Annotated in this window: 18 protein-coding genes and 1 pseudogene; 11 read left to right on the top strand and 8 right to left on the bottom strand. The window is 65.8% G+C overall.

The features are described 5' to 3' along the window. The first annotated feature begins 516 nt into the window (after positions 1-516). The 5 genes from DEA06_RS14690 to DEA06_RS14670 all read left to right on the top strand — a co-directional run bounded on the left by DEA06_RS14690 (position 517) and on the right by DEA06_RS14670 (position 5461). Positions 517-1149, top strand: coding sequence for an AAA family ATPase (locus DEA06_RS14690; protein WP_116648752.1), 633 nt, complete (start codon positions 517-519; stop codon positions 1147-1149). Then, positions 1149-1466, top strand: a complete 318-nt coding sequence (locus tag DEA06_RS14685; protein WP_116648751.1) for a hypothetical protein — start codon at positions 1149-1151, stop codon at positions 1464-1466. Before DEA06_RS14690 ends, DEA06_RS14685 begins: the two co-directional genes overlap by 1 nt. Positions 1467-2045: 579 nt before the next feature. Beyond that, positions 2046-3158: a tyrosine-type recombinase/integrase gene (locus tag DEA06_RS14680; protein ID WP_240606971.1), complete on the top strand. Its 1113-nt coding sequence runs from the start codon at positions 2046-2048 to the stop codon at positions 3156-3158. Next, positions 3155-3487 carry a helix-turn-helix transcriptional regulator gene (locus DEA06_RS14675; RefSeq protein ID WP_116648750.1) on the top strand — a complete coding sequence of 111 codons (333 nt, stop codon included), beginning with the start codon at positions 3155-3157 and terminating at the stop codon, positions 3485-3487. Before DEA06_RS14680 ends, DEA06_RS14675 begins: the two co-directional genes overlap by 4 nt. Positions 3488-4312: 825 nt before the next feature. Continuing rightward, complete coding sequence (locus tag DEA06_RS14670) at positions 4313-5461, top strand: hypothetical protein (RefSeq protein ID WP_116648749.1); 1149 nt, start codon at positions 4313-4315, stop codon at positions 5459-5461. A gap of 6 nt (positions 5462-5467) precedes the next feature. Here DEA06_RS14670 and DEA06_RS14665 read toward each other — a convergent pair whose 3' ends face one another. The 3 genes from DEA06_RS14665 to DEA06_RS14655 form a co-directional block, all read right to left on the bottom strand. Beyond that, positions 5468-5995, bottom strand: a complete 528-nt coding sequence (locus DEA06_RS14665; protein ID WP_116648781.1) for an RNA polymerase sigma factor — start codon at positions 5993-5995, stop codon at positions 5468-5470. Beyond that, the gene (locus tag DEA06_RS14660; RefSeq protein WP_116648748.1) at positions 5992-6660 is read right to left on the bottom strand and encodes a hypothetical protein; all 669 of its coding nucleotides are present in this window, start codon (positions 6658-6660) and stop codon (positions 5992-5994) included. Before DEA06_RS14660 ends, DEA06_RS14665 begins: the two co-directional genes overlap by 4 nt. Before the next feature lie 79 nt (positions 6661-6739). Then, positions 6740-7021 carry a hypothetical protein gene (locus DEA06_RS14655; RefSeq protein WP_116648747.1) on the bottom strand — a complete coding sequence of 94 codons (282 nt, stop codon included), beginning with the start codon at positions 7019-7021 and terminating at the stop codon, positions 6740-6742. 117 nt (positions 7022-7138) lie between these two features. On the opposite strand from DEA06_RS14655, the gene DEA06_RS16640 reads away from it, so the two are divergent. The 5 genes from DEA06_RS16640 (at position 7139) to DEA06_RS14635 (ending at position 8849) form a co-directional block, all read left to right on the top strand. Further along, positions 7139-7342 (top strand): glutaredoxin domain-containing protein, encoded by a 204-nt coding sequence (locus DEA06_RS16640; protein ID WP_346427039.1) that lies wholly within the window; start codon positions 7139-7141, stop codon positions 7340-7342. Between the two features lie 9 nt (positions 7343-7351). Next, the gene (locus tag DEA06_RS14650) at positions 7352-7714 is read left to right on the top strand and encodes a single-stranded DNA-binding protein (RefSeq protein WP_116648746.1); all 363 of its coding nucleotides are present in this window, start codon (positions 7352-7354) and stop codon (positions 7712-7714) included. A gap of 71 nt (positions 7715-7785) precedes the next feature. Continuing rightward, positions 7786-8157, top strand: coding sequence for a hypothetical protein (locus DEA06_RS14645; RefSeq protein ID WP_205781297.1), 372 nt, complete (start codon positions 7786-7788; stop codon positions 8155-8157). Further along, the gene (locus DEA06_RS14640; RefSeq protein ID WP_116648745.1) at positions 8144-8488 is read left to right on the top strand and encodes a hypothetical protein; all 345 of its coding nucleotides are present in this window, start codon (positions 8144-8146) and stop codon (positions 8486-8488) included. The genes DEA06_RS14645 and DEA06_RS14640 overlap by 14 nt, the downstream gene beginning before the upstream one ends. A gap of 94 nt (positions 8489-8582) precedes the next feature. Next, complete coding sequence (locus DEA06_RS14635) at positions 8583-8849, top strand: hypothetical protein (RefSeq protein ID WP_116648744.1); 267 nt, start codon at positions 8583-8585, stop codon at positions 8847-8849. 3 nt (positions 8850-8852) lie between these two features. On the opposite strand, the gene DEA06_RS14630 is transcribed toward DEA06_RS14635, so the two are convergent. After that, a complete protein-coding gene (locus DEA06_RS14630; protein ID WP_116648743.1) occupies positions 8853-9137 on the bottom strand; it encodes a hypothetical protein in 285 nt (94 codons plus the stop codon). Positions 9138-9253: 116 nt separating this feature from the next. Between DEA06_RS14630 and DEA06_RS14625 the strand changes: the two genes are divergently transcribed. Further along, positions 9254-9685, top strand: coding sequence for a DUF1232 domain-containing protein (locus DEA06_RS14625; RefSeq protein WP_116648742.1), 432 nt, complete (start codon positions 9254-9256; stop codon positions 9683-9685). A 168-nt stretch (positions 9686-9853) separates the two neighbouring features. Here the strand turns inward: DEA06_RS14625 and DEA06_RS14620 are convergent. The 4 genes and pseudogenes from DEA06_RS14620 to DEA06_RS14605 form a co-directional block, all read right to left on the bottom strand. Beyond that, positions 9854-10833: pseudogene (locus DEA06_RS14620) on the bottom strand (bile acid:sodium symporter). Positions 10834-10886: 53 nt separating this feature from the next. Further along, positions 10887-11531: a thioredoxin domain-containing protein gene (locus tag DEA06_RS14615; RefSeq protein ID WP_116648741.1), complete on the bottom strand. Its 645-nt coding sequence runs from the start codon at positions 11529-11531 to the stop codon at positions 10887-10889. A 3-nt stretch (positions 11532-11534) separates the two neighbouring features. Next, positions 11535-12212 (bottom strand): cation transporter, encoded by a 678-nt coding sequence (locus tag DEA06_RS14610; protein WP_116648740.1) that lies wholly within the window; start codon positions 12210-12212, stop codon positions 11535-11537. Further along, positions 12209-12553, bottom strand: a complete 345-nt coding sequence (locus tag DEA06_RS14605) for a metalloregulator ArsR/SmtB family transcription factor (protein ID WP_116648780.1) — start codon at positions 12551-12553, stop codon at positions 12209-12211. The genes DEA06_RS14610 and DEA06_RS14605 overlap by 4 nt, the downstream gene beginning before the upstream one ends. Positions 12554-12616 lie beyond the last annotated feature (63 nt).

The following is a 12616-nucleotide window of genomic DNA, read 5'->3' as shown; positions in this document are numbered from 1 at the left end:
ACGGCTTTCGCGGCATATCCTCCCTCGCTGCGCTCAGTCCGGTGTTCCACGGTCCGTTGCTCCGGTCCTTTCGACTCCGTTTACCTCTCGATTGCCGCAAGGCAAAGAAAAACGGTTGGTAGAGAGAAGGGCAAGAGCCATGGCTGAGCAGATCACGGTGTACACCACTGGACCGTCATGCGCCCGGTGCACGCTCACGAAGAAGGTTCTGACGTCGAAGGGCATCGAGTTTGTCGAGGTGAGCCCGCGGGGAGGGGCGCGGCACCGGACGCCCCTCCCGGATCGTCGCGGCCTCCCTCCGGTCGGCCGCCTGCGAGGGGCGATCCCCTCGCACTCCCCCACTGATATCACTCTGCAATCACTAGTTGATATCACAACAGTTGCAGCTTGCTATCGAAGCAATATCATGCCATTCTGGCATTAGAACAGTTCCAAAATGAACGCATTATGCAACTGCTATCGGTTTGAATCCGTGTCGATACCGAGCCGCTACCACATTGAAAGTAGAGTGAAAGCATGATCATCCTCGTCGGAAGTCAGAAGGGCGGTCCCGGCAAGACGACCATCGCCGTCAACCTCGCTGTGGAGTACGCCCGGCGCGGCAAGGACGTGTGCCTCGTCGACGCCGACCCCCAGCGCTCGGCCGCCCGGTGGCATGCGGACCGCGAAGAGCAGGGCCTCGAACCCGCGATCGCATGCGTCGAGAAGATCGGCAGCATTCACCAGACCTTGCAAGACCTCGCCACCCGATACGACGTCGTGATCGTCGACGTCGCTGGCAAGGACAGCAAGGAGATGCGCACCGGCATGACCGCCGCCGACAAGCTCGTCGTCGTCGTTCGACCCAGCCAGCTCGACCTCGACACGCTCGGGCACATGACCGAAGTCATCGAGCAGGCCCTCGATTTCAACCCGGAGCTGGACGTGCGCGGCCTGATCACCCAGGCACCGGCCAATCCCAACATCAGCGAACGCACCGACGCGGGGGAGTACCTGGCCGACTACCCCCGCATCAGGCCCCTGGAGACGGTGATCTACGAGCGGAAGGCCTACCGCGACGTGGTGGGCGAAGGACTGGGCGTCGTCGAGTGGAGCAACCCCAAGGCCAAAGCAGAGATTCAGGAACTCGCAGCGGAGTTGGTGGCGTAATGGCAATCAAGAAGCGACCCCAGGCGGACCCGGCAGCCATCGAGGCGTTCGGCGCCGCAGCCGACACGCCCCCCGAGACACCCGCGCCCGTCGTCGCCCCGCCGGCGGCACCGCGACAGGTCGCGCCGCCGCGCACCCCACAGCCGGGGGAGTGGCCGGCTGACGTGGCCAAGACGCTCCTCATCCGCTGGCCCGACGCGACCCTTCCATCCGAACTGGCCGCGATTGCAGCCCTGGAGGACCGCAGCCAGCACAAGACTGCGCTGCGCGCGCTGCAACGCGGCCTCGAAGTCCTCCGCGCCGAGCACCGCGAGTAGCCGGGCATAACCATGACATGCTATCGCAGTGATATCACTCTGAAAGTACGTTGAAAGCAGACCAGCGTGCACGCCGCAAAGCAACACCAGGCGCACCGGCACGGAGGCCGGCCCGCTAGGGGAGCCGCTGCGCGGCACAGCGACTCTCACACATTCTTTGACCTGTCCGGCTGTCGAGGATACGTCGGCTTCACTGCGGGCCAACGGCTTTCGCGGCATATCCTCCCTCGCTGCGCTCAGTCCGGTATTCCACGCTCCGTTGCTCCCTCCGCTCCGCTCGCCGTTAATCCCTCGATTGCCGGAAGGCAAAGAAAAACGGTTGGTGGAGGGAAGGGCAAGAGCAATGGCTGAGCAGATCACGGTGTACACCACCGGCCCGTCATGCGCCCGCTGCACGCTCACCAAGAAGGTGCTGACGAAAGCGTCGCGAATTGCGTTATATGCAACTGTGGACGGGGATATTTGGCCGTAGAGCGGCTACCGCGCCGGCGAACACGTGTCCTTCATCGAGCGTAGTACTGCGGATTGGACTACTGCCTGTTGCCATCGGTTGCGTTCTTTCTTACGATGATCGATTAGATGCAACAGTTTCTGTCGGTCAGTGAGCTTCGCTCCGCGTTATTACCCAGCCTCGGTATGGGTGTGTTGCGGGTGGAGGAGGCGGTCTGGCGTTCCATGGTGGGGTCGTGGGCGCTGCAGCAGCGTGCCCGGCATCTTGCGACGCAGACGATTCAGACGCGGGTCGCGCTCATCGAGCGGTTCCAAGCCTTCACGGAGAAGTATCCGTGGCGGTGGCAGGCTTCGGATCTTGACGAGTTCACCGATTCGTATCGACAGCGTGCCCGCGGCCACGCAACGATCCGGGCGGTTCATGGTGGGATCCGCGTGTTCTGCGACTACCTGACCAGCCCGGATTACGACTGGGTGGAGATCTGCGAGCAGCAGTTCGGGGAGACGCCGTCGCAGGTGTGTCTGCCGTGGAACACCGCCGCGCACGTGCAGGAGTATGAAGGCAGTCCGCGCCGCCGGGCGTTGACCTTCGAAGAGGTGCAGCAGCTGTTTGACTACGCCGATTCGCGGGTCGAGGCCGTCGCCCGCAGCGGCCGGAAGGGCGCGTTGGGGGCGTTGCGGGATGCGCAGATGTTCAAGACCGCGTACGCGTTCGGGTTGCGGCGGGCGGAGCTGCGTGGTCTTGACCTGGCCGACCTGCATTACAACGCGAGGGTTCCGAAGTGGGGGCGGTACGCGGCGCTGCATGTCCGGTTCGCGAAGGCGAGCCGAGGGAGTAACCCTCGGCGGCGCACGGTGCTTCTGGTGCCGGAGATGGCGTGGTGGATTGAGGGGATGAGCCAGTGGGTGGAGGACGCCCGTGACCGGTTCGGTCCACGAGATCTGGCTGCCATGTGGGTCACCGAACGGAACACCCGGGTGTCGGCGAAGTACGTCGATGCCCGCTTCACCGCACTCCGCCAGGGGGCTGGGCTAGACCCTGCGCTGACACTCCACTGCCTGCGACACTCGTACGTCACGCATCTGATCGAGTACGGGTACGCGGACAAGTTCGTGCAAGAGCAGGTGGGTCACCTGCACGCGTCGACGACATCGATCTATACCAGCGTCAGCGGCGACTTCAAGAACCGTGTCCTCGCCGCGGCGCTGGCCAGGTTCCGACAGATGGAGGAAGAACTATGAAGCAGGTGGAGACGACCTGGAACCTCAGGCAGCTGATGGCCGGTCACCAGATGTTCAAGACCACCGAGCTGATCCCGCTGCTCGTCGAATACGGCGTGTTCCTCTCACGGGAGCAGGTGTTCCGACTGGTGACCCAGAAACCGGAGCGGGCCAGCATGCAGGTGATCGGGGCGGTGTGTGCGGCGCTGAACTGTACACCAGCGGACCTGATCACCGTCCGTCTCGTCGAGGAGCAGGCGGTCGGCGCCGAGCCGACCAGCCGCCCCATCGGCGACCTGCGACCCCCGCGTGCCCGCATCCACCGCCCCCCAACCACCGCGACCGAATAGATGCATCGCCAGAGCGGCGACGACACTGCGGCAGTTCTGATCAGCCTCGCCAAGGTGATCACCACAGCCGTCCCGCAGGTTCGGGCGTCGTGGGTGATCTGGTCCGCGCTGAGCGCGGCGCCGACCATGCGCGGACGGGCAATGCTGTTGCGGGATCTGCGCGCTGACCCGGGCCGACTGATGAGCGCACCACCTGACGCGTCGATTGCGGTGCAACGGATGATCGCCGAGTTGACCCGCCGAGGCGTCCCCGGCCTGCGCCTGCCGGCATGCTCCCGCTGCGGACGCGCCCGACTCCTCCCGCTCCGAGATGGGCAGGGCGGTCGGTTCTGCGCCGGCTGCAGAACCGACGGCGCCAGACTCTGCGGGACATGCGGCCAAACCAGGACCAGCTGGCGAATTGTGGCCGGGCAGGTGCAGTGCTCCATCTGCCACCGGAGCGACCCCACCAATCACGCCGCGTGCCGTGCCTGTGGACAGGTCACCTGGGTCGCCAAGCACGGTGCGGACGGACCGCTCTGCAGCCGCTGTTACCGGCGACCGAAGACCCCGTGCAGCCGCTGCCGCCTGACAAGCCGGGTCGCTGCGATCATCGAAGACCAGCCGCTCTGCATGGCCTGCTACAACGCGATCCGCAGCCGTCCCCACAGGTGCGGCATGTGCGGATCGGCCAAGCTGGTCCCCTACCTCCGTGACGGGGTAGCGGTGTGCGCGCGATGTGCAGGTGCCAAGAAGTACGTGAGGTGCCGGGTATGCGACTCGGATGAGCGCAGACTGCACGGGGCACGGTGCGCGCCGTGCGCGCTGCCAGACAAGGTACGCGCGTTGATCACCCGCCCCGACGGGCGGCCGCACCCACAGCTCCTCCCCGTCGAGAACTACCTGCTGAACAGCAACTCCAACCCCGACTCCCGGCTCGAGTGGGTCACCGGGAGCGTCGGCGCACGCCTCATCCGCCGCATGGCCGCGGGATCTCTGCCTGTGTCGCTGCGGGCCGTCGCCGAGCTGCGTGTGACTTCCGCAACCGCCTACGTCGCAGCGTTGCTGATCGAATCCGGCGCGGTGCCCGCGGATGACTTCTCCCGTGTCCGTTTCGAAGCCTGGCTGACCGGTCTGCTCCTCTCGATACCGGATACTGATGACCGCCCCACCGTGCAGCAATATGCCTCCTGGGTGGTGAAGCGGCGGTTCGCCGACGCGGGGGAGAGCACCGACCCGATACAACGCCTGTCGCGTGCACGGCGGGAACTGATCGAGATCCGCCGCTTCCTCGCGGCGACCCGCGTTGCGGGCTTCACGCTCGAGGACATCCCGCAACGGTTGCTCGACGAATACTTCGTCCGCCGCGGGGACACCGCTCACCAGCTGGTCAGATTCCTGCGGTGGGCGCGAACCCAACACCTCACCCAGTTGCGCAGCGAGTACCGCCCGCAACTGCAGCGGGGTCCGTCCATCTCCGACGACCAAAGGTGGGAGTGGGTGCGGATCCTCCTCAGCCGCGAAGACATCAGCCTCGCCCCGCGCGTTGTCGGCCTGTTCGCCCTGCTGTTCGGTGTCCCGGTGACCCGCATCGTCACCCTTCGCCGCTCCGCCATCACCGTCGAGGGGGAGAGGGTCACGATCTCCTTCGGCACGGACCCAGTTAAGTTGCCCCCGCGCCTGGCCGACCTTGTCCGTCGCGTCATCGAAGCCCCTCCGCGGTCCCCGGTCTCGGAGGACACGTGGGTCTTCCGCGGACTTCGACCCGGCGCGCACCTGGCCAACGTCAGCGTGTCAGCTGCGCTGCGACCCGCCGGGATCTCTGTCCAGCAGGGGCGCGTGGTTGCGCTGATGACCCTCAGCCGAGACCTGCAACCCGCCATCGTCGCCGACCTGATCGGCGTCACCGCGGACACCGCGGCGCGGTGGAGCACTCACACTGGCGGCGACTGGGCACCGTACCCTCAATTGCGCGGCGATGCCGCGTCCTACTGACCGCCCCTAGTGGGGCGCGTGCGCTATTTCGGCATCGACGGGGTGGGATCGACCGAGTGCGCGTTGAAGTTCCTCTTTTGCTTTGGCGTACCGCCCTCGGGCCGTTGACGCGGGGATCTCAAGAACTGCGGCTGCCTCGGCAAGCGAGAAACCGTCCCAGTGCACCAGCCGAATAAGTTCCGCGAGTGGTGGGTCGAGTCGAGCTACCGCATCTCGTACTTCCGCACCATCGTCGGCGGCGGGCGCCTCCGTGGGGCCGAGGAGTAGGCGGAGGCGGTTGGCGAGCCTCCATCGACGCCGCTCGGCGCGTTCGGAGTTGAGAAGCGTGTGCCGAGCAATGACGAACAACCACATTCGCGCTCGTTCAGGTGTGGACGGCAGGTCGCTGACGCGTCGCCACGCGGTCATCATCGTCTCCGCAAGAAGATCGGCGGCATCGGCTGAGGTGCCGGCGCGACGCTCGAAATAGGCGAGCAGGTCGGTCGAGTTAGTGGCGAGAGCGTCGGTAATGCGGCGTTCGTCGAACGCGCTCACCACTGGGCACCCGGGCAGCTGATCTCCGCGCTGATCTCCAGCCCCCGTTCATTGGGGCCGAACTCTAGGTCGAAACCCTGACGCTCCAGCGAGTCCGTCAGCGCACCGTAGATCACTTCGCTCACCGCTCGCGAGTACACCGAATCATCAGTTCGCGTGTCAATCACCGCGGGGATGGTGGTCCCATCCGGCCCCTCCACCAGGAGTTGGTCTGCGCGGACCTCCACAACTCGCGCATCGATCCTGGACGCGATGATCGCATCAAGGTCCGCCGACGCGAGCCACTCTCGCGCGGCAACGCGAATCGGTTCGTCCTTCGTGCCCACCATCAGCCCGCCCACGCGGTGCTCACACTGTGCGCCACTCGGGAGCGTGTAGGACGCGACCGAGTCAGGCTCATCTGCCCACCAGGATGACCACCACCCGCCCGTGGCCGCTGCGGCTGCACCCGCACCACCGAGGACAACGACCCCTGCGATCGCGAACGCGGCCGCCTTCGCAGCGACGCCTCGTTTGTTCCGCGACCGTGCATGATCGGTGCGCGCGTGCACACTCATCCGCGCGAGTTCGTCTTCGATCGATGGCGTCAGCGGGGTCGTCGGAGGAGCGCTATCGGTCAGCTGTCGGTCGAAGTTCGCATCGGTAACCGGATCGTCAAAGTTCATTGGTGGCCTCTCGCTTGCAGGGTCTCACTCCTACATGTCCGGCGCGGGTCGAAACGTCCATCCCCGTTGCAGGATCCCCTTACGCGATCTCTGCCTCGACCAGCTGACGGTCGACGTCGACCAACTCCTGTCGAATCTGTTCGAGCGACGTCGGAGTGAAGCGTCGGACCTGCAGAGCCAAGACAGCGTCAGCGGCCACTGGACTGAGCCCGAACGTATCCTCGACAGCCAGTCGCGCCTCGGTCGCCTCGCCAATGGCTGCGGCGCACACACGCAATAGCTCTTCGGCTCGATCGAGCACCGTCACGTACGCGAGAAGGATCTCGCGACGCATCCGCAAACTGTCCAGGAGGTCACTCATGGCGCGACTCTATCCCCGGCTCCCACAGACCAGCGCAGAATCCCCTCGTGCCGGCCCGCCCTACAGCCGATCCGCGTGCGGGCCGCTGCTGGGCACGACTGAGCACACCGAGTCCCAATTCAGGCCATTCCGATACGCGGGTCCACCAGTACCAAGGGCATCGCATTCGTCGAGGTGAACATCCGAGAGAACGAAGCGGCACGCACCTACGTCGTCGAGGACCTGGGATACACCGAGGCACCCGTCGTCGTCATCACCGACGAGGACCACTGGAGCGGATTCCGCCCCGACCACATCGACCGCATCGCCAACAACCGATAGGAGAGAACCATGTCCAACCGCACCATCACCGGAAACCTGGCCGCCGACCCCGAGGTCGTGCAGGCCGGCAGCATCCAGATCACCAAGCTGCGCGTCATCGAGAACACGGGGGAGTACCGACAGGGCAAGTGGCAAGCCCACGACACCCCGACAACCCACTTCATCGAAGCCCGGTTCGAGCTGGGCGAGAACGCGGCCGCATCCCTGCACAAGGGAGACGCGGTGATCGTCACCGGACGCGAGCACACGTCGAGCTGGGGAGACGACGCCAACAAGCAGTACGGGCGCGTCATCGACGCCGACAGCATCGGCGCGGACCTCGCTCGAGCGACGGTCACCATCAGCCGCAACACCCGCGACGACCAGCAGTAGCCCACCCACGACACGGGCCGGGGAACTCAGGCCCGCCCCGGCCCTGTCGGTGATCCCAGAAAAGGTAAGACATGGCCGAGAACGAACAACACCGTCAGGTCGAGGTCGCCCGCGACCTCTCCGCCCAAGCAAGAACCCTCGCCCACTCCACACGAGACGTCCCGGCACCGTTCGACTCCTACACGCTTCTCGGTGAGCTGGTCGCCACCATCGACGACCTCGAACAGGTCTGCCAGCAGCTCGGAGCCTGGCACTCGCGCGTCGTCGACGGCCAGCACTACGCCGGCGAGGACAACCGAGGGGACGGGGCGACAGGAACCGTCACCGCCGCCGCCGAGCTCCAGCGGGCCGCTGCGGCGCTCGGCGCCGCCTCCGAAGCCCTCCGATCCGCCCACTCCGCAACGGCGTCGTGCGGTGGTTCGACGAGCTGTGAACGAAGATGACGCGCTGACGTATGCCAGTCACGGGCCGTTATCGGTCGCCCGGAAAGGCGAGCGGCTACTGCGCGGCCCCGAGCCCCCCACTCAGCCCGTGAACTGGCACCTACACGCCATGCGCGAAGACGGGGACCTCCTCACCGTCTCAGAGCGCGTCGAGGCGGTCCGCGGGTTACTTCTGTTCATCGCTGACCCCGTATCGCACCTGGACGAGCACGATCACGCGACGCTCGCGGACTACACCCTTGGGGAGCTGTATCACTCTCGACTGGTCTTGCAGCGCCTCCTCCCGCACTTGATCGCGGCCGTTGACGTCCCGCCCCCGCGCGAGGACTGAACCCACATACTCAGCACGCCCCTAGCCGCACTCTCTCCCGGCTGGGGGCGTCGCTGTGCGCGACAATAGAGCCACCGAGCGACAGGAGAGCGCCGTGAAGATCCCCGAGCCCCTACGGCTGTGGTGGCACGACGGCGCCGGCGTGCGCGTGCTGCGCTACAGCGGCCGCCAATGGACCGTCCTGGCCCTCGTGAGCTTCCTCTGCACCCTAGCCAGCCTCATCCCCGTTGAGAGCTTCCTGGGCCGCTCCATGCTCGTCGTCGTGCCGTACCTGCTCGTGCCGGCCGGGCTCGCCGCCACAGCATTCGCGATCGCCGCCGGCGTGCTCACGCACCGATTCCGTCGCGCGAGCCGAGGCTGACCCCTACAGCTTCGGACGCGGGGAAACCTCCCTCACCGCGGAGGACCACACCCACGTCTTGAACTCCCGGCCGGCGATCGTAAATCGGATCGCGACGGCATGCGGAGTCCAGCTGCACACCTCCGCGTCGACGGTCACTGCCGTCTCCCCGAACCGCACCCACGCCCGCACCGGCTTGGGCTGAGGCTCGCCCGTAAACGGCTCGCGCTCCAGCTCCAACTCCTGGCGGGTGAGCGACTGCAGAGGCCCGTCCTGCCGGGCAATGCGTTCCAGAATGCGTTGATCCATCAGCCGGTCATAGTGGACCGGTAGGTAGCGATATTCGTTAGTGCGAAGTTCTCCCGTGATGGGTGCGTCATCGTGGGGTTTGATTGTGGTGCTGTTGGTGGAGTGTTTGGAGCAGAATGCCGGACTGGCTGGTCGTCGTTCTCTCGGTCCTCGGTGGGTTCATCCTGCTGTGGCTGCTCCTGCTGATCGTGTTGTGGGTGCAGCAACGGCGCGCGGGAAAGGATGTCGACTGGAGGGCGATCCTGCGGCTCGTGCCGGATGTGGTTCGGCTGGTCAAGAGGCTGGCCAGCGATCCCGCTGTTCCTCGTGCTACGAGGTGGTGGCTGTTTGGATTGCTCGGCTACCTGCTTTTCCCGATCGACCTCGTGCCGGACTTCATTCCTGTGCTGGGCTATGCGGATGACGCGATCATTGTGGCGATCGTGTTGCGGTTCGCGATCCGGCACGCGGGTATGGATGCGATCGAACGACACTGGCCGGGGAGCCCCGCTGGTTTGCGTAGCGTTCTCACGTTGGTGGGATATCGACCATCGAGCGACCGGGCGTGAAGGATCGTGGAGGGCACCAGCTGGCTGACGGTGACCTGATCGGTCATCCACTCATCGAACCCGGCCGCGCTCCACTCCCACGGATACGCGTTCACGTGCCCCTGGAACCGACGCACCTCCGAGGTTACGACAATTAGAACACTTGTTCGAACCGTCGCCAACCGACCCCTACGCCGGCGTCGACGCCGAGCGGGGCGGGAGCAGGCGCGGGATGAGGCGAACGAAGATCACCATGGCAATCAGCTCGACGAGGGTCTGAGTGACCACCACGAGCGGCGCGAGGTCGAACGCGGCCGGGAGTGCAAGGACGAGCGGGAGGACGACGAGGGAGTTGCGGGTCGCGCCGCTGAACACGATCGCCCTCCGCGCGGGGACGTCCAGCCGCGCCGCCCTGCCTGCAAGGGCGCCGATCGGGACCATGACCGCGGCGAACAGCACATAGACAGGGATCGAGAGCAGAAGCGCGCCGAGCTGCCGGCCGACGCCGGCAATTTGGGAGGCGACGACGACAGCGAGGGTGAGCATCATCAACGGCACATCGCACCAAGCACAACGTCTTGCGCCGCCGTACCTCAACGGGTGCGGGCGGCGGCGAGCTGGGTAAGCCCGGCCGTCACGAGCGGCAGGACAATGAGCAGCAAGAACGCCTCGACGAAGGGGGCGAGGTCGACCGCCTCGACGAACTCGGCACCGACGAACAACCACAGGTAAAACGGCAGCAGGAGCATCTGGGCGAGCATCAGCAGCGGCGCGGCCGCCAGTAGCCGTTCCTTCGCCCCACCGGCGATGCCGGTGAACACGATGACGTAATCCACACACGGGGTCAGTAACACGAACAGCACCCCGACGAGGAGCACCTGGTCGTGCGCGACGATCCGAGACAGCAAGAACACCACGATCGGGACGAGAACGAAGTTGACGACGAAGACGGTGGAAAGGAATCGCCAATCGCGGAATGCCTGCCCGATTTTGGCGAATGGCACGCCGAGGAAGGTCGCGTACAGCAGCAGCCCGAGCACGGGATTGATCGCCAGCTCCGCGGGATACGCGATCGTCGGTACCAGCAGGCCCACCGCCGCGCCGAGCACGAGCGCGGCAAGGTAGAGCGGGATCTGATGCCGATCCATCCACTCGACACCTGCTCGCATGATCCTATTCTCCGCGGGAAGTGGGGGTGGTCTGTGCGTTCGGTCGTGAGTCCCTAGCCACGCAAAGCGGATTCGATAGCCGTCTCGAGGTCGTTCCACCGCTCGATCACGAGCAGTGTGCCATCGACGAAGAATGTAGGGGTGCTTCCTACTCCGAGTATGCGTCCCTCGTCGAAGTCCGACCGCACCCGCGCCTCTGTTGAAGGATCAGCCACGGCGGTGTCGTAGGCGGTCATGTCGAGCCCGAGCTGCGCGGCGTAGTCCCGGAACGCGGCGGCGCGTGATTCCTGGGCTTCGCCCCACTCGGCTTGGGTTTCGAACAGCCGGTGATACATGTCCTCGAACCGGCCTTGTTGGGCGGCGGCTTCGGCGGCGATCGCGGCGTGGGTGGAGTTGACGTGTCCGGGCAGGGGGAAGTAGCGGACTGCGTAGGTGATGCGCCCGGCGTACTTCTCGCGCAGCTCTTCGACGATCGGGTAGTACGCGCCGCATGCTTCGCACTCGAAGTCCAGGAACTCCACGATGGTCACCGCGTCGGTGCCGCCGTCGTCGAGCACGCGCGAGTCCGGCCGGAGAATGCTGGCCGATGCGGGATCGGGTGCCTGCGCGCGGTCGATGAGGAAGTAGATCAGGCTGGCGAGAACGAGGGCGACGAGGACGGTGGCCGCTGCGATCAGCGGCTTAGCGGCGGTTTTCACGGCTCAGTGTTCGTCGTGGTGGTCATCGTCGTGTTCGTCTTCCAGGAGCATTCCAACCGAGGTGGCGCAGGCGTCACCGCGCCACGCCTCGATGCCCTCTCGGATCGCGAACGCGGCGATGACGAGGCCGGCGATCGCGTCGGCCCACCACCAGCCGAACAGGCTGTTGACGACCAGGCCCACCAGTACAGCCGCGGAGAGGTAGGTGCAGATGAGCGTCTGCTTGGAGTCCGCGACAGCTGTGGCTGATCCCAGTTCGCGACCGGCGCGACGCTCAGCGAGCGAGAGGAACGGCATGATGGCGACGCTGAGGGCGGTGATGACGATGCCGAGGGTGGAGTGCTCGACGTCGACCTGGCCGACGAGCGCGAGCACCGACGTGACTGTGACGTATGCGGCGAGGGCGAAGAACGCGACCGCGATGACGCGGAGTGTGCCTTTCTCCCATCGCTCAGGGTCGCGGCGGGTGAACTGCCAGGCCACGGCGGCCGCCGATAGAACTTCGATGGTGGAGTCCAGGCCGAACCCGATCAGTGCGGCCGACGATGCCACGGTGCCGGCAGTGATCGCGACCACGGCCTCGATCAGGTTGTAGACGATCGTCGCGGTGACGATCCACCGGATGCGGCGTTGCAGGACGATTCGGCGGTCACCAGCAAGGCGGGGCGTGATGGTGGTCATGCGCAGGTGCAGCTCTCTCCGGCACAGCAGCCCGGCTCGACGTACAGGACGACGCGCAACAGCTCGTCCAGGGCGGGGGCAAGATGCGCATCCGCGAGTCGGTACCAGGTTCGTCGCCCATCCGGGACGGCCTCAACAAGGCCGCAGCCGCGCAAGCACGCGAGCTGGTTGGACATGACCTGGCGAGAGACGCCCAGCGCGTCGGCGAGGTCGGACGGGTAGGCGGGAGCCTCGCGCAGGGCAAGCAGCACCCCCGCGCGGGTGATATCTGAAAGAGCGTGCCCGAGCCGCGCGAGAGCCGCGGTATGGGTGACGGTGGCGGACGCGGTGGCAGTGGACATACACCGATAGTACATAGGAACGTGAATTCACGCCTTGCGATATCGGTGAAGGGTTGTCTTCCT

This window comes from Microbacterium sp. Gd 4-13, assembly GCF_003095395.1.
GTDB lineage: Bacteria > Actinomycetota > Actinomycetes > Actinomycetales > Microbacteriaceae > Microbacterium.
Note: the sequence above shows the minus strand (reverse complement) of the source record. Positions and strands in the feature narration are given on the sequence as shown.

What these genes read in the sequence shown, in the direction of transcription:
- DEA06_RS14690 (WP_116648752.1), top strand. Translation starts at nt 517, where the DNA reads ATGATCATCCTCGTCGGAAGTCAGAAGGGCGGTCCCGGCAAGACGACC.
- DEA06_RS14685 (WP_116648751.1), top strand. Translation starts at nt 1,149, where the DNA reads ATGGCAATCAAGAAGCGACCCCAGGCGGACCCGGCAGCCATCGAGGCG.
- DEA06_RS14680 (WP_240606971.1), top strand. Translation starts at nt 2,046, where the DNA reads ATGCAACAGTTTCTGTCGGTCAGTGAGCTTCGCTCCGCGTTATTACCC.
- DEA06_RS14675 (WP_116648750.1), top strand. Translation starts at nt 3,155, where the DNA reads ATGAAGCAGGTGGAGACGACCTGGAACCTCAGGCAGCTGATGGCCGGT.
- DEA06_RS14660 (WP_116648748.1), bottom strand. Translation starts at nt 6,660, where the DNA reads ATGAACTTTGACGATCCGGTTACCGATGCGAACTTCGACCGACAGCTG.
- DEA06_RS14655 (WP_116648747.1), bottom strand. Translation starts at nt 7,021, where the DNA reads ATGAGTGACCTCCTGGACAGTTTGCGGATGCGTCGCGAGATCCTTCTC.
- DEA06_RS14650 (WP_116648746.1), top strand. Translation starts at nt 7,352, where the DNA reads ATGTCCAACCGCACCATCACCGGAAACCTGGCCGCCGACCCCGAGGTC.
- DEA06_RS14645 (WP_205781297.1), top strand. Translation starts at nt 7,786, where the DNA reads ATGGCCGAGAACGAACAACACCGTCAGGTCGAGGTCGCCCGCGACCTC.
- DEA06_RS14630 (WP_116648743.1), bottom strand. Translation starts at nt 9,137, where the DNA reads ATGGATCAACGCATTCTGGAACGCATTGCCCGGCAGGACGGGCCTCTG.
- DEA06_RS14625 (WP_116648742.1), top strand. Translation starts at nt 9,254, where the DNA reads ATGCCGGACTGGCTGGTCGTCGTTCTCTCGGTCCTCGGTGGGTTCATC.
- DEA06_RS14610 (WP_116648740.1), bottom strand. Translation starts at nt 12,212, where the DNA reads ATGACCACCATCACGCCCCGCCTTGCTGGTGACCGCCGAATCGTCCTG.
- DEA06_RS14605 (WP_116648780.1), bottom strand. Translation starts at nt 12,553, where the DNA reads ATGTCCACTGCCACCGCGTCCGCCACCGTCACCCATACCGCGGCTCTC.